21 protein-coding genes are annotated in these 22,514 nt (G+C 71.7%); 8 read left to right on the top strand and 13 right to left on the bottom strand.

Features of this window, described 5'->3' with window-relative positions:
• Positions 1 to 26 precede the first annotated feature (26 nt).
• The 4 genes from M8J73_RS24645 to M8J73_RS24630 all read right to left on the bottom strand — a co-directional run bounded on the left by M8J73_RS24645 (position 27) and on the right by M8J73_RS24630 (position 4,538).
• Complete coding sequence (locus M8J73_RS24645; protein ID WP_055538744.1) at positions 27 to 1,295, bottom strand: M14 family metallopeptidase; 1,269 nt, start codon at positions 1,293 to 1,295, stop codon at positions 27 to 29.
• Complete coding sequence (locus M8J73_RS24640; protein WP_055538743.1) at positions 1,292 to 3,298, bottom strand: Xaa-Pro dipeptidyl-peptidase; 2,007 nt, start codon at positions 3,296 to 3,298, stop codon at positions 1,292 to 1,294. The genes M8J73_RS24645 and M8J73_RS24640 overlap by 4 nt, the downstream gene beginning before the upstream one ends.
• A 166-nt stretch (positions 3,299 to 3,464) precedes the next feature.
• Positions 3,465 to 3,941: a F0F1 ATP synthase subunit B family protein gene (locus tag M8J73_RS24635; protein WP_055538742.1), complete on the bottom strand. Its 477-nt coding sequence runs from the start codon at positions 3,939 to 3,941 to the stop codon at positions 3,465 to 3,467.
• Positions 3,942 to 4,058: 117 nt separating this feature from the next.
• Positions 4,059 to 4,538, bottom strand: coding sequence for a macro domain-containing protein (locus M8J73_RS24630; RefSeq protein WP_055538741.1), 480 nt, complete (start codon positions 4,536 to 4,538; stop codon positions 4,059 to 4,061).
• 88 nt (positions 4,539 to 4,626) lie between these two features.
• On the opposite strand from M8J73_RS24630, the gene M8J73_RS24625 reads away from it, so the two are divergent.
• A complete protein-coding gene (locus M8J73_RS24625; protein WP_055538740.1) occupies positions 4,627 to 5,352 on the top strand; it encodes a MerR family transcriptional regulator in 726 nt (241 codons plus the stop codon).
• Positions 5,353 to 5,579: 227 nt separating this feature from the next.
• Here the strand turns inward: M8J73_RS24625 and M8J73_RS24620 are convergent, their stop codons facing one another.
• The 4 genes from M8J73_RS24620 to M8J73_RS24605 all read right to left on the bottom strand — a co-directional run bounded on the left by M8J73_RS24620 (position 5,580) and on the right by M8J73_RS24605 (position 10,791).
• Entirely contained in the window at positions 5,580 to 7,754 is a 2,175-nt protein-coding gene (locus M8J73_RS24620) for a 3-hydroxyacyl-CoA dehydrogenase NAD-binding domain-containing protein (RefSeq protein WP_055541116.1), read from the bottom strand.
• A gap of 40 nt (positions 7,755 to 7,794) precedes the next feature.
• On the bottom strand, positions 7,795 to 9,009 hold the full coding sequence (locus M8J73_RS24615) for an acetyl-CoA C-acetyltransferase (protein WP_055541115.1): 1,215 nt from the start codon (positions 9,007 to 9,009) through the stop codon (positions 7,795 to 7,797).
• A 60-nt stretch (positions 9,010 to 9,069) separates the two neighbouring features.
• Positions 9,070 to 10,266 carry a CaiB/BaiF CoA transferase family protein gene (locus M8J73_RS24610; RefSeq protein WP_249829064.1) on the bottom strand — a complete coding sequence of 399 codons (1,197 nt, stop codon included), beginning with the start codon at positions 10,264 to 10,266 and terminating at the stop codon, positions 9,070 to 9,072.
• Positions 10,267 to 10,410: 144 nt separating this feature from the next.
• The gene (locus M8J73_RS24605) at positions 10,411 to 10,791 is read right to left on the bottom strand and encodes an MmcQ/YjbR family DNA-binding protein (RefSeq protein WP_055541629.1); all 381 of its coding nucleotides are present in this window, start codon (positions 10,789 to 10,791) and stop codon (positions 10,411 to 10,413) included.
• Positions 10,792 to 10,883: 92 nt separating this feature from the next.
• Here M8J73_RS24605 and M8J73_RS24600 point away from each other — a divergent pair, with 92 nt between their 5' ends.
• Positions 10,884 to 12,062: a saccharopine dehydrogenase family protein gene (locus M8J73_RS24600; protein ID WP_249829063.1), complete on the top strand. Its 1,179-nt coding sequence runs from the start codon at positions 10,884 to 10,886 to the stop codon at positions 12,060 to 12,062.
• Positions 12,063 to 12,119: 57 nt separating this feature from the next.
• Here M8J73_RS24600 and mmpA read toward each other — a convergent pair whose 3' ends face one another.
• The 4 genes from mmpA to M8J73_RS24580 all read right to left on the bottom strand — a co-directional run bounded on the left by mmpA (position 12,120) and on the right by M8J73_RS24580 (position 14,577).
• Positions 12,120 to 12,266, bottom strand: a complete 147-nt coding sequence (mmpA, locus tag M8J73_RS24595) for a morphogenic membrane protein MmpA (protein ID WP_167738806.1) — start codon at positions 12,264 to 12,266, stop codon at positions 12,120 to 12,122.
• 92 nt (positions 12,267 to 12,358) lie between these two features.
• Positions 12,359 to 13,060, bottom strand: a complete 702-nt coding sequence (locus M8J73_RS24590; RefSeq protein ID WP_055542799.1) for an endonuclease V — start codon at positions 13,058 to 13,060, stop codon at positions 12,359 to 12,361.
• 55 nt (positions 13,061 to 13,115) lie between these two features.
• Complete coding sequence (locus tag M8J73_RS24585; protein ID WP_055542800.1) at positions 13,116 to 13,439, bottom strand: hypothetical protein; 324 nt, start codon at positions 13,437 to 13,439, stop codon at positions 13,116 to 13,118.
• A 91-nt stretch (positions 13,440 to 13,530) separates the two neighbouring features.
• Positions 13,531 to 14,577, bottom strand: a complete 1,047-nt coding sequence (locus M8J73_RS24580) for a WD40/YVTN/BNR-like repeat-containing protein (protein WP_055542798.1) — start codon at positions 14,575 to 14,577, stop codon at positions 13,531 to 13,533.
• A 295-nt stretch (positions 14,578 to 14,872) separates the two neighbouring features.
• Here M8J73_RS24580 and ssgD point away from each other — a divergent pair, with 295 nt between their 5' ends.
• The 4 genes from ssgD (at position 14,873) to M8J73_RS24560 (ending at position 19,419) form a co-directional block, all read left to right on the top strand.
• A complete protein-coding gene (gene ssgD / locus M8J73_RS24575) occupies positions 14,873 to 15,289 on the top strand; it encodes a spore wall synthesis regulator SsgD (protein ID WP_055542797.1) in 417 nt (138 codons plus the stop codon).
• A 346-nt stretch (positions 15,290 to 15,635) separates the two neighbouring features.
• Entirely contained in the window at positions 15,636 to 17,267 is a 1,632-nt protein-coding gene (locus M8J73_RS24570; protein WP_055542796.1) for an ABC-F family ATP-binding cassette domain-containing protein, read from the top strand.
• Positions 17,268 to 17,441: 174 nt separating this feature from the next.
• Complete coding sequence (gene ddaH / locus M8J73_RS24565; RefSeq protein ID WP_055542795.1) at positions 17,442 to 18,218, top strand: dimethylargininase; 777 nt, start codon at positions 17,442 to 17,444, stop codon at positions 18,216 to 18,218.
• A gap of 187 nt (positions 18,219 to 18,405) precedes the next feature.
• On the top strand, positions 18,406 to 19,419 hold the full coding sequence (locus M8J73_RS24560; protein WP_283946964.1) for an acyl-ACP desaturase: 1,014 nt from the start codon (positions 18,406 to 18,408) through the stop codon (positions 19,417 to 19,419).
• A 53-nt stretch (positions 19,420 to 19,472) separates the two neighbouring features.
• Here M8J73_RS24560 and M8J73_RS24555 read toward each other — a convergent pair whose 3' ends face one another.
• Positions 19,473 to 19,721 carry a WhiB family transcriptional regulator gene (locus M8J73_RS24555; RefSeq protein ID WP_180303658.1) on the bottom strand — a complete coding sequence of 83 codons (249 nt, stop codon included), beginning with the start codon at positions 19,719 to 19,721 and terminating at the stop codon, positions 19,473 to 19,475.
• 466 nt (positions 19,722 to 20,187) lie between these two features.
• Here M8J73_RS24555 and M8J73_RS24550 point away from each other — a divergent pair, with 466 nt between their 5' ends.
• Both M8J73_RS24550 and M8J73_RS24545 read left to right on the top strand, forming a co-directional pair.
• Positions 20,188 to 20,979, top strand: coding sequence for a VOC family protein (locus M8J73_RS24550; protein WP_249829062.1), 792 nt, complete (start codon positions 20,188 to 20,190; stop codon positions 20,977 to 20,979).
• Positions 20,980 to 21,256: 277 nt separating this feature from the next.
• Positions 21,257 to 22,477 (top strand): glycoside hydrolase family 64 protein, encoded by a 1,221-nt coding sequence (locus M8J73_RS24545; protein WP_055537855.1) that lies wholly within the window; start codon positions 21,257 to 21,259, stop codon positions 22,475 to 22,477.
• The last annotated feature ends 37 nt before the right edge of the window (positions 22,478 to 22,514 follow it).

Here is a 22,514-nt window from a genome sequence, read left to right as displayed (position 1 = left end):
CACATGTGACCCCGACCCCTTCTTCTTCAACAGGCGGTGTCGGGTTCTCCCACCGTCAGGTGGTACGGCGCCCGTTCGTCCAGGAGCAGGGGAACGAGCGCGCGCAGTTGCTGGCGCAACGGAACGAGCACACCGTCGTCGCGGGTACGCGCGCGCACGCCGTGCAGGGCCAGCTCGTCGCCGACCTCCGCGTACTGCCCAGCGGTGAGCCGGTAGCCGCAGGGCGGGTCCTGGAGCACCTCGGCGGGTTCGGCGGGGTCGTTGTCGGCGCCGCCGAGATAGACCGGCCCGGTGTCGCCGAGGCCGGCGAGACGGGCCGCGCGGGTCGCCGCGTCGACCTGGCGGCCCCGCTCCACCGTGAACCCGAACAGGCCCTGGAGGGCCGCGCGTTGGGACTCCACGCGACGACGGTTGTTGACCGGCTCGGGAGTGTCCGGCGTCTGAGGTTCGACACGGCTCTCGATGAGCAGGCCGACGGAGTGCTTGACGCCGGACATGTTCCGCAGAATGCGTTCCTGGCCGTCGCCCGCGACCTGCCGAATCGGTTCGCCGGTGACCGGGTCGGTCCAGATGCCGTACGTGCCCGTCGAGTGGCCCGCCGCCCGCGCCGCCGGCCGTACGTGCTCCAGGGACAGGGTGCGCGCCTCGGTGTGGACGGCCGTGTCCGTGTTGAGGTTGCGCGGCCAGAGGTCGAACAGGTCCTTGTCGTAGTACGGGGGTGTGGCGCCGTACTCGTGCAGGTCGTAGACAATATCCGGTTTGCGATCGCGGACGATCGCGGCGAGCGTCCTGGCCTCCGCGGTTCGCAGGGCCAGATGGTCGCGGTTGATGTCGACGCCGTCGCTGTTGCCGCGGGTGTCGGCGGCCCTGCCGTCGGGATTGGCGGTGGGCACCACCAGCACGGTGGTGGTTTTCAGCAATCGCTCGGTCCGCCGGTCCCCGGGCCGGGCGAGGTCCCGGACGGTGGTGAGGCACGCCTCGCGGCCGGAGGGCTCGTCGCCGTGCTGGCTGCACACGAGGAGCACCGTCCGCGAGGTGGGTCGGGTGCCGATCCGGACGAGGTGGAGCGGGCGGTCCTGCGCCGTGGTGCCGACGCGGGCGACCGACACGCGGTGGCTCGCCCGGTCCACCGCGGCGAGGAACTCCTCCTCTTCCGGCTGGCTCGTCCACCGGGCTCCGCCGGACTGCTCGAATCCGGTGCGCGGCAGGGGCGTGGTGTCCCCCGCGTACGCGGGGGCCGACAGCAGGGGCGCGGCAAGCACGGTGGCGAGCAGCGCGGCGATCCGGGCCCTCATGCGCCGTCACCGGGGAGACGGGCGGGCCCGCTCGGGTCGCCGACGCCGCCGAGGACGGAGCCCTTCGGTGCGGACGGGGATCCCTCCGGTGCGGAGGTGGATCCCTTCGGTGCGGAGGTGGCGCCCGAGGTCGCCTTCTTGAAGGCGGTGGGTCCGCCGACCAGCGGCACCTTGGCGTAGGTGCGCTTGAGGTCGAGGGTCAGGGTGGGGGTCGTCGACGGCGGGTCGATGAGGCCCTCGTCGGTGCCCGCGACGATGAGGGCGAGCCGGTGGCCGGCCGGGACGACGTGATCGCTCGCGTGCAGATCGAGGGTGAGGGTGTACGCGGTGCCGGGGGTGAGCGGGGAGCCGGTGCCGGAGGAGTGGTTGCCGAGGTCGGCCCAGCCGCGGCTGAAGATCGTGTAGTCCACGGCGGCGTTCTTCGCGCGGGTCTTCAGGTAGCAGGAGCTGTCACCGGGGGTGCTCGGGCCCCAGCAGGTGCGGTCGGTGAGGGTGGTGATGCCCTCGCCGGTGGAGGAGTAGTCGCGGATGGTGTCCGGGCCGAGGTCCACGAGGATCGCCGACAGGTGGGCGGTGGAGGTGGTGGGCGTGGCGGTGACGGTCACCTTGGTGGAGCCGGACAGCCGCAGGTCCCTGGTGAGCGGGGCGGTGACGAAGCCCGCCTTCTCGGGGGTTGACCGGCCGATGTGGGCCGCCCAGTCGGTCTCGTTCAGGGTGGGGTTGTCGGTGAAGGTCTCGGTGCCGGACCGCTTGCGCAGACCGAGGGTGCCGACGCCGGCCCGGGCGCCCTTGCCGGGGCGGAGGGTCGTGGTCTTCGTCGCGCGCGGCGGCCAGGTCTTCGTCGTCACCCACTGGTCGGGGTGGCGCTCGATGTCGGCCATGGGCTCGTCGTCGATGCCGTTGTCGTAGCCGAGGAGTTCGTGGTCGAACCAGCGGTGCAGGGTGTCGACCCAGGCGGCGCGGCGGAAGTCGAAGGGGTCGACGTGGCCGGTCTGGGAGAGCCAGATCTTGCGCTCGACGCCGTGCTTCGCAAGGGCGTCCCACCACTGACCGAAGTGCTTGGGGCGGACGTTGAGGTCCTGCTGCCCGTGGATGACGAAGACGCTGGCGTCGATCTTGCGGACGTCCTTGACGTAGTCGCGCTCGGTCCACAGCCGCGTCCAGTCACCGGTGCGCGGTGCGCCGTCCACGAGCGCCTGCTGGACGTGGGCGCACTTGGCGCGGGCCTCGGGGCTCTCGATGGCGTCGGACAGCCAGTCCGGACCGGAGCTGTAGAGGGGGGCGCCCTTGGCGAAGTAGTAGTCGTACCAGGAGGAGATGGCGCCGATCGGGACGATGGTCTCCAGGCCCTCGACGCCGGTCGCGGCGACCCCGTTGGCGATGGTGCCGTCGTAGCTCTTGCCGATCATGCCGGTTCTGCCGTTGGTCCAGCCGGCCTTGGCCTTCGTGGAGCCCGTGCGGGTGGTGTACGCCCTTCCGCGACCGTTGAGCCAGTCGACGACCGCTTTGGCGGACTGGATGTCGGAGCGGCCGCCGACGTCCACGCAGCCGTCGGAGCGGTTGGTCCCGGCGAGGTCGACAGCGACGAAGGCGTAGCCGCGGGGCACGAAGTAGTTGTCGTAGAACAGCGGCATCTGGACAACGTTGCCGTTCGCGTCGTACGTCTTGCGCTGGCTCTCGTTGCCGCGTCCACAGCACGAGTAGTAGGGGCTGGCGTCCATGATCACGGGGATCTTCCGGCCCTGCTGGGCGGGTTCACTCGGGCGGACGATGTCGACGGCGACGCGGTCGTTGTTCCCGTCGCGGTCGCCGTCGAGTCCGGTGTCCACCCAAACGGCCTCGCGGATGGCCTTGTCGTAGGCGTAGACGGGCCGGCTCTTCCGCGGCGTCGCGCTGTCGGCGACCGCCGGGGTGACGAAGGTGGCCATCAGGACGGCGGACGTGGCGACCGTGGCGAGAGATCTCCAGGTCGAGTGGGGGGCGCGTCGCGCGGATATCGGCATGCGCCGGACGGTACTGCTGTCAACTCCCGTTCAAAAGAGGGCCCATTGGTGCGCGCGGGAGATCGGTCCCGGTGTTGGCCGGAAAGGAGCGTCAGGGGAAGTAACTCATGTCGGCGGGCGAAGGGTATGACGGCGCGTTTCCTTGGTCACGCGCATGGTTCGGCGGTCACAGACGTGGTTCCGCCTTCGCGTCGATCTGTTCGCCGAGGATCCTGCTCGCCAGGTTCGAGGCCAGTTCCGATACGTGGACGCGGAGTTCGGCCTCGGCGCTGACCCGGTCGGAGGCGATGCGGGCCTGGCCCCGGGTGACGATCGCCGCGTACTCGCGCCGGGCCTCCTCACGGGCCTCCGCGACCAGCGTCGTACCCTCCGCGAAGGCCCGCTGGCGGATACGGGCGGCCTCGTGGCGGGCCTCGGCCAGGGTCGCGGCCGCCTCCGCCCGCTTGATCTCCGCCTCCCGCCGTACCGCCTCGGCCCGCGCCTCCGCCCCGTCGGTGACCGCTTCCCGCTCCGCCAGCACGTGCTGCACCCGGGGCGCCAGCCGGACGAAGAAGAGGAACACCAGCGCGAACAGCACCGCCGCGACGACGAGTTCCGCGACCGGGGGGTTCAACGGACCGATGTCCACCGGAAGAAGGTTCATACCGGTGGCTTACCCGTTCACACGCGCGACGCGTCGCACGTCTGCGCCAGAGTTGACCGATAATCGACGACGGTTCACCCCAACGGCCGCCGCTCGGCCCGGCACGCCGCCGGGCCGTCAGTCCCCGTGGTCGTACACCGTCACCGCTATCCCCCGCCGCACGAGCCGCTCGCTGATCAGGGGCTCCACCCGCGACCATGTGCCGCCGGCGAGACCACAGCCGATGCGCGGCATGTGGACGGAGGCTTCGAGCTCCAGGGCCTTGTCGGCGAGCAGAGCCAGGGCCTTGTCGATGGCCTCGTAGCGGACGGGGACGCCCTTGCTGCCCGTACGGATGCCGCGCTGGCCGATCAGGTTGGCCACCCAGGTGTACGGCCCGACCTGGACGAACTGGGCCGCGCCGAGCCCGAAGTCGTTGTGCGCGCGGTCACGGTGCCAGGCGCGGTAGGCCGCCTCCGGTTCCGGCCAGCGGCGGGACACGGCGAGGACGAAGCCCTTGCCCCAGCCGCCGAGGTCATTGCTGACGTGGGCGATGACCTTGACGCCCTTGCCCAGGGGCACGGTGGCGTCCCCCCTGACGTATGTGATCCCCGACATGGCCCCACCGTAGAGGCACCCACTGACAATCCCCCGGAGCACCTGTTGAAGCTTTCACAGCACTGGTGGGACAGCGATACTGCTGAACATGACGACCGAGACCGGGGAAGGCGCCGACACGGCCGAGGACACCGAGGAGGGGGTCCTGACCGTGGACGAGCTGGCCGCGCGGGCCGGGGTGACGGTGCGCACGGTCCGCTTCTACAGCACCAAGGGGCTGCTGCCGCCGCCGGTGATCGGTCCGCGTCGGGTCGGCCGGTACGGGCGCGGCCATCTCGCCCGGCTCGCGCTGATCGAGGAACTCCAGCGGCAGGGCATGACCCTGGCCGCCATCGAACGGTATCTGCGGCAGCTGCCGCCTGATCTGTCGCCGCGCGATCTCGCCCTGCAACGGGCCGTCGTGGCCTCCTGGGCGCCGGACGCGGTGGAGACGGTGACACGGGAGGAGCTGGAGCCGCGGGCCGGGCGGCCCCTCGACGAGGACGACGTGGAGCGGCTCACGGCGATGGGCCTGGTCGAACGGGACGGCGACGGGTTCCGGGTGGACCCCGGTCTGCTGCGGCTGGGGGTGGAACTCCTCGATGTGCCCCTGTCCCAGGAGTCGATCCTCGCCGCGCGGAACGTCCTGATCGAGCACGCCCGGGCGGCCGCCCACGAGCTGTCCGGTCTCTTCCGCGACGCGGTGGCCGAGCGGGACCCGCAGGCGGTGAAGTCCCTCTCGGCCCACATGCAGCCCTTGGTCGTCCAGGCCCTGCTGACGACGTTCCAGCGCTCACTGAGGGACGAGCTGCGGGAGTGGCTGAAGGAGGGGTGAGGGGTGGGGGCCGTGTCGTTCGTCCGCGGGTGAGTGGGGGTTGTTCGCGCCCACGCGGCGGAGCCGCAGATGTCAGAGCCCCGCGCCCCTGGAGGGACGGGCCTGCGGCCCGCCCTCCCCCTTGAAGAGCACGGGGCGCAGCCCCGGTCGCTTTTCAGGGGCGCGGGGAACTGCGCGACCAGCCACAACGAACCCGCGGCCGCCAACGCACCCCCGCCCCCGAACCGTCACGCGTCGGTGAACCTCTCCCCCCGCTCCGCCTTCTCCACCAGCAGCGCCGGCGGCGTGAAGCGCGCGCCGTAGCGGTCGGCCAGTTCCCTCGCCCGGGCCACGAAGCCCGGCAGGCCGCCCTCGTAGCCGTTGATGTACTGGAGGACGCCACCCGTCCAGCCGGGGAAACCGATGCCGAAGATCGAGCCGATGTTGGCGTCGGCGACGGACGTGAGGACGCCCTCCTCCAGGAGGCGGACGGTGTCCAGGGCCTCGGAGAACAGCATGCGTTCCTGCATGTCCTCGAAGGGGATCCGGTGGTCGGGGCGGGTGAAGTGCTCGCGCAGGCCCGGCCAGAGCCTGGTGCGGCGGCCGTCGGGACCGTAGTCGTAGAAGCCGACGCCGCCGCTGCGCCCGGTGCGGCCGAACTCGTCGACCATGCGGTCGATGACCGCCTCGGCGGGGTGCTCCTCCCACGTGCCGCCCGCCTCCTCCACGGCCCGCCGGGTCTCCGTGCGGATCTTGCGGGGCAGGGTCAGGGTCAGCTCGTCCATCAGGGACAGGACCTTCGCGGGGTAGCCCGCCTGGGCCGCCGCCTGCTCGACCGACGCGGGCTCGATGCCCTCGCCGACCATGGCGACGCCCTCGTTGATGAAGTGGCCGATGACACGGGAGGTGAAGAAGCCACGGGAGTCGTTGACGACGATCGGGGTCTTCTTGATCTGCCGGACCAGGTCGAAGGCGCGGGCGAGGGCCTCGTCGCCGGTCCGCTCGCCCTTGATGATCTCGACGAGCGGCATCTTGTCGACGGGTGAGAAGAAGTGCAGGCCGATGAAGTCGGACTGGCGCTCCACACCTTCGGCGAGGGTGGTGATGGGGAGGGTGGAGGTGTTGGAGCAGAGCAGCGCGTCGGGGGCGACGACGCTCTCGATCTCCTGGAACACCTTGTGCTTGAGGGCGGTGTCCTCGAAGACGGCCTCGATGACCGCGTCGCAGCCGGCCAGGTCGGCCGGGTCGGCGGTGGGGGTGATCCGGGCGAGCAGGGCGTCGGCCTTCTCCTGCGTCGTACGGCCCTTGGCGACGGCCTTCGCGCAGAGCTTCTCCGAGTAGCCCTTGCCCTTCGCGGCGGCCTCCGCGGACACGTCCTTCAGGACGACGTCGATGCCGGCGCGGGCGCAGGAGTAGGCGATGCCGGCGCCCATCATCCCGGCGCCGAGGACGGCGACCTTGCGGACCTGGCGGGGTTCGACGCCCTTGGGGCGGTTGGCGCCGGAGTTGACGGCCTGGAGGTCGAAGAAGAACGCCTGGATCATGTTCTTCGAGGTCTGGCCGGCGGCCAGCTCCACGAAGTAGCGGGCCTCGATGACCTGGGCCGTCTCGAAGTCGACCTGGGCGCCCTCGACGGCGGCGGCGAGGATGTTCCGCGGGGCCGGGTAGGGGGCACCGGCCGTCTGCTTGCGCAGGGTGGCGGGGAAGGCGGGCAGGTTCGCCGCGAACTTGGGGTTCGAGGGCGTGCCCCCGGGGATGCGGTAGCCCGGCTTGTCCCAGGGCTGCTGGGACTCGGGGTTGGCGTCGATGAAGGCGCGGGCCTTGGCCATCAGCTCGTCGTGGGTGGCGGCCACCTCGTGGACGAGGCCATTGTCGAGGGCGCGCCGCGGGCTGTACTGGGTGCCCTGGAGCAGGACCTTCAGCAGCGCGTCGGCGATGCCGAGGAGCCGTACCGTGCGGACGACGCCGCCGCCTCCGGGGAGCAGGCCGAGGGTGACCTCGGGGCAGCCGATCTTGGAGCCGGGGGCGTCGAGGGCGACGCGGTGGTGGCAGGCGAGGGCCAGCTCGAAGCCGCCGCCGAGGGCGGCGCCGTTGATCGCGGCGACGACGGGCTTGCCGAGGGTCTCGATGCGGCGCAGATGGCGCTTGATCTCCAGGCCACCGTCGAACAGCTGCTGCGCGGTGTCGGGGGTGACCCGGATGAGGTCGCGCAGATCACCGCCGGCGAAGAAGGTCTTCTTGGCGGAGGTGATGATGACGCCGCGGATGGAGTCCTTCTCGGCCTCCAGGCGGTCGGTGATCACGGCGAGGGAGTCGCGGAACGCCTGGTTCATGGTGTTCGCGGACTGGTGGGGGTCGTCGAGGACGAGGGTGACCAGGCCCGAGCGGTCCTGTTCCCAGCGGATGGTGGTGCTCTCGGTCATGAGGGGGCTCTCCGTAGAAGTCTTGTGGTTCCGCCGGGTGTCAGACGCGCTCGACGATCGTCGCGATGCCCATGCCGCCGCCCACGCACAGCGTGGCCAGCCCGTACCGCTTGTCCTGGCGCTCCAGCTCGTCGACGAGGGTGCCGAGGATCATCGCGCCGGTGGCGCCCAGCGGGTGGCCGAGGGCGATGGCGCCGCCGTTGACGTTGACCTTGTCCAGGGAGATGCCCATGTCCCTGACGAAGCGCAGGACGACGGCGGCGAACGCCTCGTTGATCTCGACGAGGTCGATGTCGTCGATGGTCAGTCCGGCCCGGGCGAGGGCCTTGCGGGTGGCGGGCGCGGGCCCGGTGAGCATGATGGTGGGCTCGGAGCCGGAGACGGCGGCGGAGACGATCCGCGCGCGCGGGCGCAGGCCGTAGCGGTCGCCGATCTCGCGGGAGCCGATGGCGACGAGCGCCGCGCCGTCGACGATGCCGGAGGAGTTGCCCGCGTGGTGGACGTGGTCGATCTCCTCGACCCAGTGGTACTTCTGCAGGGCCACCGCGTCGAAGCCGCCCAGCTCGCCGATGTCGGCGAACGACGGCTTCAGCTTGGCGAGCGAGTCGGCGGTGGTGCCCGGCCGCAGATGCTCGTCGTGGTCGAGGACGACGAGGCCCGCGCGGTCCTTGACGGGGACGACGGAGGCGTCGAACCGGCCGTCCTTCCAGGCCGCGGCGGCCCGCTCCTGGGACAGGGCGGCGTACTCGTCGACGTCCCGGCGGGAGAAGCCCTCGATGGTGGCGATGAGGTCGGCGCCGATGCCCTGCGGCACGAAGTTGACGGCCAGGTTGGTCATCGGGTCGTTGAACCAGGCGCCGCCGTCCGAGGCCATCGGCACCCGCGACATCGACTCGACACCGCCGGCGAGCACCAGGTCCTCCCAGCCGGAACGGACCTTGGCGGCGGCCATGTTGACGGCCTCCAGACCGGAGGCACAGAAGCGGTTCTCCTGGACGCCGGCCACCGTGTCGGGCAGTCCGGCGGCGATCGCGGCGATACGGGCGATGTCGGAGCCCTGGTCGCCGACGGGGCCCACCACGCCGAGCACGATGTCGTCGACGGCGGCCGGGTCGAGGCCGGGGTGCCGGCGCCGGACCTCGTGGATCAGCCCGACGACGAGGTCGATGGGCTTGGTGCCGTGCAGGGCGCCGTTCGCCTTGCCGCGTCCGCGCGGGGTGCGGATCGCGTCGTACACGTACGCTTCGGTGCTCACGGGTCTGGCCTTTCGGGTGGCGGTGGAGAGCCGGGTGGTCGGGGGCGCGGTGGCCGGGCGTCAGACGCCGGCCTCGCCGTTCGGGACGGCTTCCCTCGGGGGAACGTCCGTGGCGGCGGCCGGGGAACGGGCGTCGAGGAGGCCGGGTATGCCCCAGTCGCGGGCGACGTCGGTCGTGTCGGCGCCCGGCTGGGCGGGGCCGCCGCGGACCGAGGTGTGGGTCGCGGAGAAACGGGGTGCGGGGGCGGGCTGGGTGATGCCGCCGAAGTCGGTGAACGTGCCGCGGGCCGCGAGATGCGGGTGGTCCGGGGCCTCGCGCAGCGACAGCACGGGCGCCACGCAGGCGTCGGAGCCCTCGAAGACGGCCGTCCACTCGTCGCGCGACCGGGTCTTGAAGCGGGCCTCGACCGTCTCGCGCAGGGCGCCCCAGGCGGCGACGTCCTTGCGGGCCGGCGCCCGGTCCTTGATGCCGAGGAGGTCGACGAACTCCTCGTAGAACTGCTGTTCCAGGGCGCCCACGGCCATGTACCGGCCGTCGGCGGTCTCGTAGGTGCCGTAGAAGGGGCAGCCGCCGTCGAGGAGGTTGGCGGCGCGGCGGTCCTGCCAGCCGCCGGCGGCGAGCATGCCGTGGATCATCGCGGAGAGGTGCGCGGTGCCGTCGACGATGGCCGCGTCCACGACCTGGCCGGCGCCGGTGGCGCGGGCGTGGTGCAGGGCGGCGAGGACACCGACGACGAGGTAGAGCGAGCCGCCCGCGTAGTCGCCGAGGAGGTTCGCGGGGGCGACGGGCGGGGTGTCCGGGGTGCCGATCATGCCGAGGGTGCCGGTCAGGGCGATGTAGGCGATGTCGTGGCCGGCGCGCTGGGCGAGAGGGCCCTGCTGGCCCCAGCCGGTCATCCGGCCGTAGACGAGGGCCGGGTTGCGGGCGTGGCAGTTCTCGGGGCCGACGCCGAGGCGCTCGGCGACTCCGGGGCGGTAGCCCTCGATGAGGATGTCGGCCCGTTCGGCGAGGGCGAGGACGGTGTCCGGGCCGTCGTGGGACTTGAGGTCGACGATCACGGACCGCTTGTTGCGGTTGGTGATGTCGTACAGGGGGTTGACGGCAAGGCCGGCGCCGCCGGGCCGGTCGACGCGGACCACGTCGGCGCCGAGGTCGCCGAGGAGCATGGCGGCGAACGGACCGGGGCCGATGCCCGCGAGTTCGACCACGCGCACACCGGCGAGCGGGCCGTGCCCGGGCGTCTTCGCCACTGCCATCGAGAGCCCCCAGCTCTGTGACACCGATGATGTAACACCAGTGATGCTAAGAACGTGTTCCACCGCGCACAAGGCCCGGGTGAGCGAACGCTTAGCCATTGTGCCCAAGGTAGTGCCGGATGTCCCGGCGCGCGTCGGCCAGGCTCAGCGGGTCTCCAGCTCCGCTATCAGGCGCTTCGGGGCGATCACGCGGTAGCTCTCCTCGACCCAGTCGCAGAGCAGTTCCGCGCTCGGGGCACCCGGCTCCTCCAGCGGGACGCGCACCCAGCCGGCCTTGCCGAGGCCGTATCCGGCGGGCTCGGCCCCCGGACAGGTCAGGGCGTGGGCGCGGGTCTCCTCGTCCTTGAGCTTCACGGTGACACCCAGCGGATGGCTGCCGTCATCCACACCGAGGAACACGAACACCTTCGTGTTGACCTTGGCGACGCTCTCGCCCCAGGGGAACTCCTCGGCGGCGCCGGGCATCCCGAGGGCGAACTCGCGTACCTTCTCCCATTTTTTCAGGGCGTTCCTGGGCACGGCCACGGCCACCTCCGGATCCCGCGCGTTCGGCTGCTCGTCCCTCACGCTAGCCTCACCCACCGACAACGGCGCGGGGGCGAGGGCTGAGGGGTTGCATGGGCACGCACAGCAGGGCGGATCGGGCGTACGACATCGTGCTCTTCGGGGCGACGGGGTTCGTCGGCGAGCTCACCGCGGAGTATCTGGCCGAGCACGCGCCCGAGGGGCTGCGCTGGGCACTGGCCGGGCGCAGCGCCGAGAAGCTGGCGGCACTGCGGGAGCGGCTCCCCGGCGGTGAAGGGATCGGTGTGCTCCGGGCGGACGTGTCCGATCCGGCGTCCCTGCGTGAACTCGCCCGGCAGGCCCGGGTGGTGGCCACGACGGTCGGCCCGTACATCACGTACGGCGAGGAACTGGTGGCCGCCTGCGCCGACGAGGGCACCGACTATCTGGATCTCACCGGTGAGCCCGAGTTCGTGGACCTGATGTTCGTCCGGCACGACGCACGCGCGCGTGAGACGGGCGCGCGGATCGTGCACGCGGCGGGCTTCGACTCGATCCCGCACGACCTGGGGGCGTACTTCACGGTGCGACAGCTCCCGGAGGACGTGCCGATCACCGTCGACGGCTTCGTGCGGGCGTCGGGGATGTTCTCGGGCGGTACGTTCAACTCCGCGCTGACGGGTTTCTCGCGGGCCCGGCAGACGGCAGCCGCCGCGCGGGACCGCAAGCGGCACGAGCCGCGGACGGTGGGGCGGCGGGCGTACGCGCCGGTGAGCGCGCCCCGTTTCGCCAAGGAGGTCGGTGCGTGGGCCCTGCCGCTGCCGACCATCGACGCGCAGGTGGTGCAGCGTTCGGCGCGGGCTCTGCAGCGGTACGGGCCGGACTTCCGCTACCGCCACTACGCGGCCGTCAGGACGTTGCCGTTCGCGGTGGGCGGGGTCGCGTTCGTGGGTGCGGTCGTCGCCGCCGCGCAAGTGCCGCCCGCCCGGCGCTGGTTGGGCAACCTGCACAAGCCGGGTGAGGGGCCGAGCGCCGAGACGCGGGCCAAGAGCTGGTTCTCGGTGCGGTTCGTGGGCGAGGGTGGCGGCCGGCGTGTCTTCACGGAGGTCGCGGGCGGTGACCCCGGCTACGGCGAGACCGCGAAGATGTTCGCCGAGTCGGCGCTCTGCCTCGCCTTCGACGAGCTTCCGCCCACCGCGGGCCAGGTCACGACGGCGGTCGCGATGGGCGACGCGCTGATCGAACGTCTGCGCGCGGCGGGCATCACGTTCCGGGTGGCCGCCTCCCGGTGACGCGGGCTCCCGACGTCGTGAGGCGGCCGGGGGCCCACCGCCCCCGCCGCCCTCGCCCTACTGGGCCCATCCCGTCAGCGTGTAGACCATCCCGCCGATCCACGCGAGCCCGGCGATCAGGGCGAGCAGCAGCCCGGCGGTGACGGCACGCTCGACGGGCTGGCTGGGGCTGGCGGCGGGCTTCGGGGCGCGGTGCGTCGTCATACCGACAGCCTGCCGATCATGACGACGCGTCGGTATCCGTACTCGTACTCAGATGCGAGCCCCGGACGTACTCACGTGCGCGCCCCGAGGGCTCAGCCCGCCGCCTCCCGCAGGGCCCGGCGGCAGAGTGCGTCGGCGTGCCGGGTCGTCTCCGGGATGCGGTAGGCCGGGGTCAGGGCGAGGGTGTGGGCGCAGGCGTTGTCGAGGGTCACGCGGTGGCCGACCGACACGAAGACCGGTTTGACCCCGGTGCGGGTGCGCAGCGCGCGGCCCACTTCCTCGGTGCCCGATCCGGTGGCGGCGAGGAGGGGCGAGGCGCTGCCGCGGGGGGTCTCCGGGTCGTCGTAGGTGAAGGTGAACGGGTTCTTGGCGACGCCGATCGTGGGAAGTCCGGTGAGGACGCCTAGGTGGCTGGCGAGGCCGAAGCGGCGGGGGTGGGCGAGGCCGTAGCCGTCGCAGACGACGAGACCGGGGTCGCACGGCAGCGCGTCGAGGGCGGCGAGGACGGTCGGGATCTCGCGGAAGGCCAGCAGCCCGGGGACGTACGGGAAGGAGACCTGGCCGATCGCCGTGGCCTCGGCGACCACGTCGAGCGTGGCCGCGTCCAGGACGACGGCCGCCGCCGCGACCACGTCCCGCTCGTCGTCGTACGCGACGTCGACGCCGGTGACATGTCCGGTGCCGGGCGGCGGCCCGGTCTCGTCGAGGACCACCTTGCCGCGCAACTCGTCCTGCACGGCTCGGGCTTGATCGTCGGTGGCGGGCCAGCCCGCGGGGATGCGTACGGTCGTCATGGTCCGACGAGCGTACGCATCCCCGCCGTGAGCACGCCTCCCAGGGGCTGTTCGGCTACTTGTCGAGGGCGCGCTTGAGCTGGCTCTTGTTCATGTCGGAACGGCCGCGGATATTGCGCCGCTTGGCCTCCTCGTACAGCTGGTCGTACGTGGGTCCCTCGGACCCACTGTGGGAGCGCTGCCCGCCGCGCTTGCTGGACGACATGTCCTGCGTGGACGTACGGCTCGCGGTCCTGGACTCGCCGGACCGGGCGCGTTCCTTGTTGACCGTGCGGGCGGCGATCTCCTTGGCGCGCGACTCGCTCTCACCGCGGTCCTCGGCACTCTCCTTGATGTGCTCGTACTGGCGTTCCCGCTTGGGGCTCGAACCGCGTGGCATGCCGATCACTCCCTTCATGACGCGAACACCGCACGGGTATCCCGGCGGGCGGGATCCACTCCCGCCCGCCGCCCGTTCACCGGCCGTCCCGTCAGTTCTCCAGCCGGGCCACGCGCCCCTTCTCCCCGGCGGCCCAGCAGCCCCGGTCGGGGGTGCAGTCGACCGTGTCGTACGAGCCGGTGTCGACCGTGCGCCAGGTCCGGCCGCCGTCGGTGGTGAGATCGGTGCCGGTGGGGCCGACGGCGAGGGCGGTCGTACGGCTGTACGGGAGCCAGGCGACGCCGGAGCGGTAGGCGGGCGGTGGTTGCGCGGCGGACGTCCAGTGGCGCCCGGCGTCACCGGTGGTGGCCGCCGCCCTCGGGGACGGCTGGTCGGCGCGGTAATCACCGCCGACGGCGATGCCGTGGGCCCGGTCGCGGAAGGCGAGGGCGAAGACTCCGCGGGCCGGGTCGCCCGCCGGGACGGGGGTGTCGGTGGCCGTCCAGGTCAGGCCGCGGTCGGCGGAGTGCAGCACACGCGCGCGTGCCGCTCCGCCGGTCGCCAGCCAGACATCGCGCCGGCCCGAGCTGACCAGGCACTGCCCGCTCGCCGCGAAGCCCGCCTCGCCCTCCAGGGCCGGGGGCATGCCGTCGTTCGGCAGGACGTCCCAGGAGCGGCCGCCGTCCTCGGTGGACAGGATGCGGAACTTCCCGTCCACCGGGTCGCTCATGGCGAGCCCGTGGCGCGGGTCGAAGAAGGTCAGGCAGTCGTAGAAGGCGCGCGAGTCGGTGTTGCGGAAGGTCTCTGTCCAGGTGGCGCCGCCGTCGTCCGTGCGGTACACGCGGGAGGACTCGCCCTCACCGATGGCCAGAACGACCGCCCGGCGTGCGTCGAACGCTTCGATGTCCCGGAACTGCAGATCCTGTGCGCCGGGCGGTGACACCGTGCGCCAGTGCTCGCCCCCGTCCCTCGTCCGCAGCACGGTGCCGCCGGTGCCGGCCAGCCAGGCCGTGTTCCGGCTGACCGCGGCCAGCCCGCGAAAGCGCACGTCAGTGCCGGTCTGCTTCAGTTCCCAGTGCGGTGGCCGGCCGTCCCCGTGTGCCTGCGCGGGCACGGCCAGGGCGGCGGCGAGCGCCGTCGCGGCCAGTCCCATCGTCATCGTCCGACTCGTCCGGATCCTGCTTCTCGACTGCCCCATGGCCCTCATGGCGGGCGAAGCTAGCCGACCCCCCGGGCGCCGTCCAGATGGCCTCGGACGGGAACCGCGGGGCCGTGTCCGGTGTCCTCACGGGTATCCCGGGACGCCGGGACGAGAAATGGATCACCTCGGTGATTGGACTCGGTGACAGAGGTCACTCGAAGCCCGCGTGCACGCATCGGTCCGATCCAGCGTCTCTTCACATGACCGGCCATGTCGTCCGGAGTCCGTCCATCCGTCACAAGGGAGCAAGGCGTTGTCCACCGTCATCGAGCAGCCCGTCGAGGCCCGTCTCGTCGCCGCCGCGCCGCGGATGCCGAGCATTCCCGCCACGCTCCACTACGACCGGAGCGACCCGTTCGCCGTCCGTATGACGTTCCCCGCCCCGGCGACGCTGGAGGGTGTCGAGGTCTGCTGGACCTTCGCCCGCGAACTCCTGGTGACCGGCATGGACGAGGCCGTCGGCCACGGGGACGTCCGCGTCCGCCCCTACGGCTACGAGCGGCTGGTCATGGAGTTCCACGCCCCGGAGGGCACCGCCGTGGTGCACGTCCTCGCCGGTGAGGTGCGCCGCTTCCTGGACCGGACGACCGAGCTGGTGCCCCTCGGCCTGGAACACCACCAGGTCGACCTGGACCGCGACCTGGCCGAGCTGATGCGGGACGCCTGCTGAGACCACGCCTCCCGACGCCGCCCCGCCCATGCCGGGGGCGGCCGGTTCCGGGTGCCGATTTAATCCGTTGACACCCCCATAACGCCCTCCTACCTTGTACAGCGGTCCTGTTGCCGTCGATTGGAGAAGGACGTTGCTCGTCTGAGGTCCTGAGACACCGCGCCACACATCATCGCCGTATCCCGGCTTCCTGTGTGCGTTGCGTGCGACCTCGGCGTACGAGCCGTCCCCCGGCAGCGGGCCTTCTTCCGGCCCCGCCCCAGCGGGTTCGCCCTCGCCTCGACTGTGTCGCCCCGCGGTGTCCGCACGCGTTGCCCCGACCACCGCAAGCAACCGCGAGGCCCTTATGTCTACTCCCCTTTCCCTCACCTGCACCTCCCTGTCCTTCGCCTGGCCCGACGGCACGCCCGTCTTCGAGGACCTCCAGATCGCGTTCGGCCCCGGCCGGACCGGGCTCGTCGGGGTCAACGGGTCCGGCAAGTCCACCCTGTTGAAGCTGATCGCCGGGGAACTGACCCCCACCGACGGCACGGTCCGGGCGGCCGGCGAGATCGGCTACCTCCCGCAGAACGTCACGCTCGACACCGCGCTGCGCGTCGACGAGGCGCTCGGCATCGCCGCGACCCGCGCCGCGCTGCACGCCATCGAGGCGGGCGACGTGGCCGAGGAGCACTTCGCGGCGGTCGGCGACGACTGGGACGTGGAGGAACGCGCCCTGGCGACCCTCGGTCAACTCGGGCTCGGTCACATCGACCTGGACCGCACGATCGGCGAGATCTCGGGCGGCGAGTCCGTGCTGCTGCGCCTGGCCGCGCTGCTGCTGCGCCGCCCGGACGTCCTGCTCCTCGACGAACCCACCAACAACCTCGACCTGTACGCCCGCCGCAGGCTGTACGACGCCGTCTCGGCGTGGTCCGGGGTGATGATCGTGGTCAGCCACGACCGGGAACTCCTCGACCTGGTCGACCAGATCGCCGATCTGCGCTCCGGGGAGGTCACCTGGTACGGCGGCAACTACTCCGTCTACGAGGAGGCGCTGAACACCGAGCAGGAGGCGGCCGAACGGATGGTGCGGGTCGCCGAGGCCGATCTGAAGAAGCAGAAGCGCGAACTGGTCGACGCCCAGGTGAAGCTGGCCCGGCGCAAGCGGTACGGCCAGAAGATGTTCGAGCAGAAACGCGAGCCGAAGATCGTCATGGGGGCCCGGAAACGGGCAGCCCAGGAGTCCGCCGGCAAGCACCGCATCATGCACGAGGAGAAGCTCGCCGAGGCCAAGGAGCGGCTCGACGAGGCGGTGGAGGCCGTAAGGGACGACGACGAGATCCGCGTCGACCTGCCGTACACGGCCGTACCGCCCGGCCGCACCGTGCTCACCGCCCTGGACCTGCGGCTGCGGTACGGGGCCAGGGTGGACGGCGGCCTCGATCTGCGGGGCCCCGAGCGGATCGCGCTCGTCGGGCGCAACGGCGCGGGCAAGACCACGCTGCTGCGCACCATCGCGGGCGAGCTGCAGCCGGTGGGCGGCGAGGTGCGGGCACACGTTCCGCTGCGGTTCCTGCCGCAGCGGCTCGACGTTCTCGACGACGACCTGACCGTCGCCGAGAACGTGGCCCGGTACGCGCCGGGCGCCACCAACAACCGGGTGCGGGCCCGACTGGCCCGCTTCCTGTTCCGGGGTGCCCGCGCCGACCAGCCGGCGGCGACGCTGTCCGGCGGGGAACGCTTCCGCGCGGCCCTCGCCGCGCTGATGCTCGCCGAGCCCGCCCCGCAGCTGCTGATGCTGGACGAGCCGACGAACAACCTGGACATGGCGAGCGTGCGCCAGCTGACGACGGCACTGGAGTCGTACGAGGGAGCGCTGATCGTGGCCAGCCACGACCTGCCGTTCCTGGAGTCCCTGGGCATCACCCGGTGGCTGCTGCTGGAGGAGGGAGGCCTGCGCACCACGACCCCGGAGGAGCTGGCGACGACCGGCTGATCCCGGCGGACGATCCCTGCCACCGGACGCCCGGCCCCGGCTACCACCGAGTATCTCAGGAGGGGCACAGCCTGCGTCCGGGGGTTTTGTCCTGGTGGGGCGGAGCTGCATGATGGCGGACCGGCGTCGCTTCACGGGCGCCGGAAAACCCTCGTTCGATTCGGAGTCCCACACGTGCCCAGCAAGAAGGCCCTCGTCCGTCGTCCCAGCCCCCGCCTGGCAGAGGGCCTCGTCACGCACATCGAACGCGCGGAGGTGGACGTCGACCTCGCGGTCGAGCAGTGGGAGGCGTACGGGGAGGCCCTGCGCACCCACGGCTGGGAGACCATCGAGGTGGACCCGGCCGACGACTGCCCGGACTCGGTGTTCGTCGAGGACACGGTGGTCATGTACAAGAACGTGGCGCTGATCGCGCGCCCCGGTGCCGAGTCCCGGCGGGAGGAGACCGCCGGGACCGAGGAGGCCGTGGCCGCGCTCGGCTGCTCGGTGAACTGGGTGTGGGACCCGGGCACGCTGGAGGGCGGCGACGTCCTCAAGGTCGGCGACACCGTCTTCGTCGGCCGCGGCGGGCGTACCAACGCGGCCGGGGTCCAGCAGCTGCGGGCGGCGTTCGAGCCGCTCGGGGCGCGGGTCGTGTCCGTGCCGGTGAGCAAGGTGCTGCATCTGAAGTCGGCGGTCACGGCGCTCCCGGACGGCACGGTCGTCGGGCACATCCCGAAGATGGACACGCCGTCGCTGTTCGGGCGCTTCCTGCCGGTGCCGGAGGAGGCCGGGGCGCACGTGGTGCTGCTCGGCGGCGACAAGCTGCTGATGGCGGCGAGCGCGCCGAAGACCGCGGAGCTGTACGCCGACCTCGGCTACGAGCCCGTCCTGGTCGACATCAGCGAGTTCGAGAAGCTGGAGGGCTGTGTGACATGCCTCTCGGTGCGCCTGCGGGAGCTGTACGTCTGACCGAGTGACCGCCTCACCGTTTCGGCCCCTGGACCTGCGCGTCCAGGGGCCGTTCGGCATACCCGCCCCGCCCGGTGCAAGGCGTTTCTGATCAGGGGTCTTTACCGCGTACTTAACCTACGTCTTCGTAACCTACGGATTCGTAGCCTACGATGCCGTAGGTTCGGCCACGCGCGCGTGACCGCACATGTGTTCATCCCCCGGTCGTCCCCCTGGAGCCTCTGTGTCGCTCACTTCCCCTCTTCTCGGCAGCCCGTCCTCCGACTGGACCGACGCGCGGCTGCTGTACGCGCTGGAGGAAGTCGTCGAGAAGGAGCTCAACCGGCATCTGAAGGTCGCCAAGGACTGGATGCCGCACGAGTACGTGCCGTGGAGCGACGCCCGTAACTTCCCCGGCCTCTTCGAGGACGGCGAGCCTTGGGAGAAGGAGCAGTCGAAGGTCAGCGAGATCGGCCGGATCGCCCTCGTGGTGAACCTGCTGACCGAGGACAACCTGCCCAGCTACCACCACGAGATCGCCACGCTCTTCGGCCGTGACGGCGCCTGGGGCACCTGGGTGCACCGCTGGACCGCCGAGGAGGGCCGGCACGGCATCGTGATGCGCGACTACCTGCTCGCCTCACGCGCGGTGGACCCGGACAAGCTCGAAGAGTTCCGCATGTCCCACATGGGCGAGGGCTTCGAGTCGGACAACCGGCACTCGATGCTCCACACGGTCGCGTACGTCGCCTTCCAGGAGCTGGCCACCCGCGTCTCGCACCGCAACACCGGCCACCACTCCGGTGACCCGGTCTGCGACCGCATGCTGGCTCGCATCGCGACCGACGAGAACCTCCACATGATCTTCTACCGGAACCTGCTGAAGGCCGCGTTCGAGTTCGCGCCCGACCTCACCATGCAGGCCGTCCGCGATGTCGTCGTCAACTTCCGCATGCCCGGCCACGGCATGCCCGGCTTCGAGCGCGCCGCCGCGCAGATGGCCATCGGCGAGGTCTACAACCTGCGCATCCACCACGACGACGTCCTCGCGCCCGTCATCCGCTTCCTGAAGATCATGGAGATCGACGGCCTCGGCCCCGAGGGCATGAAGGCCCAGGAGGAACTCGGCCTCTACCTGGGCGGCCTCGACGCGGAGGCCCGCAAGTTCGACGAGAAGCTCGCGGCCCGCAAGGCCCGGATGGTGGCGCGCGGGAAGGCGTGACCCCCGCGCGGGACGCGGCTGACGCCGGGTGGACGGAGACCCGTCACCCGGCGTCAGCCGCGTCCGGCACGCCGCAGGTGCAGTCTCTCCTTCTCGGACAGGCCGCCCCAGACGCCGAAGCGCTCGTCGTTGGCCAGGGCGTAGTCGAGGCAGGCGGTGCGCATCTCGCACATGCCGCAGATGCGCTTGGCTTCCCGCACCGAGCTGCCGGGGTCGGGAAAGAAGAAGTCGGCCCCCGTCTGCGCGCACAGCGCCCGCTCCTGCCAGGCGATGTCGACCGGGGTGATCGTGTCGATGTGCATGGAGAGGATCGTGCCGGTCGACGAAAAACGTTCGATCAACGCCGCATCAACACGGCGGCCCGGACCCTTGATGGTCGCTCCGGAGGGCACCCCCGCGCACGGCGGCGCGCGGAGGCGTGCGGGCGCCTGCGGGACCGCCCGGCTGCGTGGCCCCGGCCTCCCGGCTGCCTACCTTCCCGGCTTCCCGGCCCCCAGCCGCCGCCTTCCCGGCCCCCGGCCGCCCGACCGCCCGCCTTCCCGGCTTCCCGGCCCCCGGCCCCCGGCTCCCGGCTCCCGGCTCCCGGCTCCCCGGCCATCGCATCTGGGCGGCGCGGAATGCCCACTCCCGCCGCGGCGGACCTGTCCTCGGTGACCCCTCCGACGGCCGAGCCCCGGCCGTGGCTCCCCGGCGATTGTCAGCGGGCGGTGCGAGACTCGACAGAAAAGGCAGTGGGACCCCTCACGGACCCCTCGGAGGAGGGCCAGGATGCTCACCACCCGTTTTGTCACCGGCGCCCCGAACTGGATCGACCTCGGCACCCCCGACATCGAGGGAGCCAGTGCGTTCTACGCCCATCTCTTCGGCTGGGACTTCCGGTCGGCCGGCCCCGAGATGGGCGGCTACGGCTTCTTCCAGCTCGACGGCCGCACGGCCGCTGCCGGGATGCAGAATCCCCCGGAGCAGGGCCCGCCGTCGTGGAACGTCTACTTCCAGTCGCCGGACGCGGACACCACGGCCGAGGCCACCGAGCGGGCGCACGGCTCGGTGCTGATGCCACCCATGGATGTGGCGGAGGAGGGCCGGATGGCCATCCTCGCCGACCGGGCGGGCGTCCCCTTCGGTATCTGGCAGCCCCGTCGCACCACGGGCCTCGACGTCGTCATGGAGCCCGGTTCGCTGTGCTGGGTGGAGCTGTACACCCCCGACCTGCCGGCCGCGGCGGGGTTCTACAACGCGGTGTTCGGCTGGGAGACCTCGTCGATGGACTTCGCGGGCGGCAGCTACACCTGTGTGAACCCGGCCGGCAAGGAGGAGAGGGACATGTTCGGCGGCATCGTCCCGCTGGACGCGGACCCCACCGAGGCGGAGTCCGGGCCCTACTGGCTGCCGTACTTCGAGGTCACGGACACGGACGAGACGGTGCGCAGGGCACAGGAGCGCGGCGGCGGCGTCCGTATGCCCGCGACGGACCTGGCGGGTGTGGGCCGCATCGCCAAGCTGACCGACCCGTACGGTGCCCGCTTCGCGGTGATCAAGAGCGCGCCGCCGCAGGGCTGAGAGCGCGGGAGACCGGCAGCGGTCCGCCGGTGCCGGGTCGGGCCGGTGGCGGGTCGGGCCGGTGGCGGGTCGGGCCGGTGGCGGGATCCGCTGAGCGGGGCGAGTCCAGGCACCTGAGAACCGTCCCATCAGCCGTCAAGTCTCGAACACCGAAAAGTTCTGGGAGCGCTCTCAGTCATAAGTCTTGACGGCTCAACCTCCCCTGGGAACAGTGGGGGCACCACAGCAGGGGCCCCACCCCCTGTGCCTCCACTCCCCACTCCCAGGAGGCCCCACCATGCTCTCTCGTCGTAGGTTCCTCGCCGGAACCGCCACCGTGATCGGCGCGACCGTGCTCGGGAGCGCTCTCAGCTCTCCCGCCCGGGCCGCCGCTCCCGCCACCTGCCAACTGGCGCTGCGCAACGCCTCGTTGCCGGGCACGGTCCGGGCGTACGTCACCGGGCACGAACAGGCGACCGGCGCCTGGGTGCTGCTGCGGGCCAACGGCAGCGTCTACCGGCCGACCTCGCCGTCGGCGCCGCAGACGCCGCTGCCGGTGGACTGCGCCATCCCGCTCGGCCCCGCCGGCTCCGCGCCCGTCGTGCTGACACTCCCCCAGATGTTCGGCGCCCGCGTCTACTTCGTGCGCGACAACACCCTGGACTTCTTCCTCAACCCCGGCCCGGCGCTGGTCGAGCCGGCGTTCGCCACCCCCGCCGACCCCAACTTCGGCCGGACGTGGTCGTTCTGCGAGTTCACGTTCGACACCACCCAACTGTTCGCCAACATCAGCTACGTCGACCTGGTGACGGCCCTCCCCATCGGCCTGACCCTGGAGGGCGACGCCACGCACACCGTGGCACCGTTGCCGAGCGGCGCCGTGGACCGGATCGCCGCGGACCTGGTGGCCCAGGCCGCGAGGGACGGCCAGCCGTGGGACCGGCTCGTCATCCGGGGCGGCGACGGCAGGGTCCTGCGAGTCATCTCCCCGCAGAATCTGATGGCGCCGTACTTCGACCGGCCGGACCAGATGCCGTTCCGCTCCTACTGGGACGCGTACATCAACCAGGTGTGGGACAAGTACCGTTCGACCGACCTGCGGATCGACCTCCAGGGCGGCCGGGGCGTGCTCACCGGCCGGGTCGCCGGCGACCGGCTCACCTTCACCGGGGGCCATTCGTTCACCAGGCCCACCTCGAAGGACATCTTCACCTGCAACCACGGCCCGTTCGCCAACAATCCCGGCGACCCCGACCCCAAGAAGGCCCTCCTCGCCCGGATCGCCGCCGGCTTCAACCGCTCGCTCATGCTCACCCACCCCACACAGCCGAACGGATCCACGGCGAACGACTACTACCGGGGAACCGTGACCAACCACTGGTCGCGTGTCGTCCACGCCAACTCGCCCATCGGGTACGCGTTCCCGTACGACGACGTACGACCCGACGGCCAGCCGGACGTGTCCGGCGCGGCGCACGACGGCAACCCACGACGGTTCACGGTGACGGTGGGCGCGTAGGCCCCGTGCGAGCCGCGGGCCCGAGGGGGTCCGGCAG

The sequence above is a fragment of the Streptomyces neyagawaensis genome, assembly GCF_023516595.1.
Classification (GTDB): domain Bacteria; phylum Actinomycetota; class Actinomycetes; order Streptomycetales; family Streptomycetaceae; genus Streptomyces; species Streptomyces neyagawaensis.
Note: the sequence above shows the minus strand (reverse complement) of the source record. Positions and strands in the feature narration are given on the sequence as shown.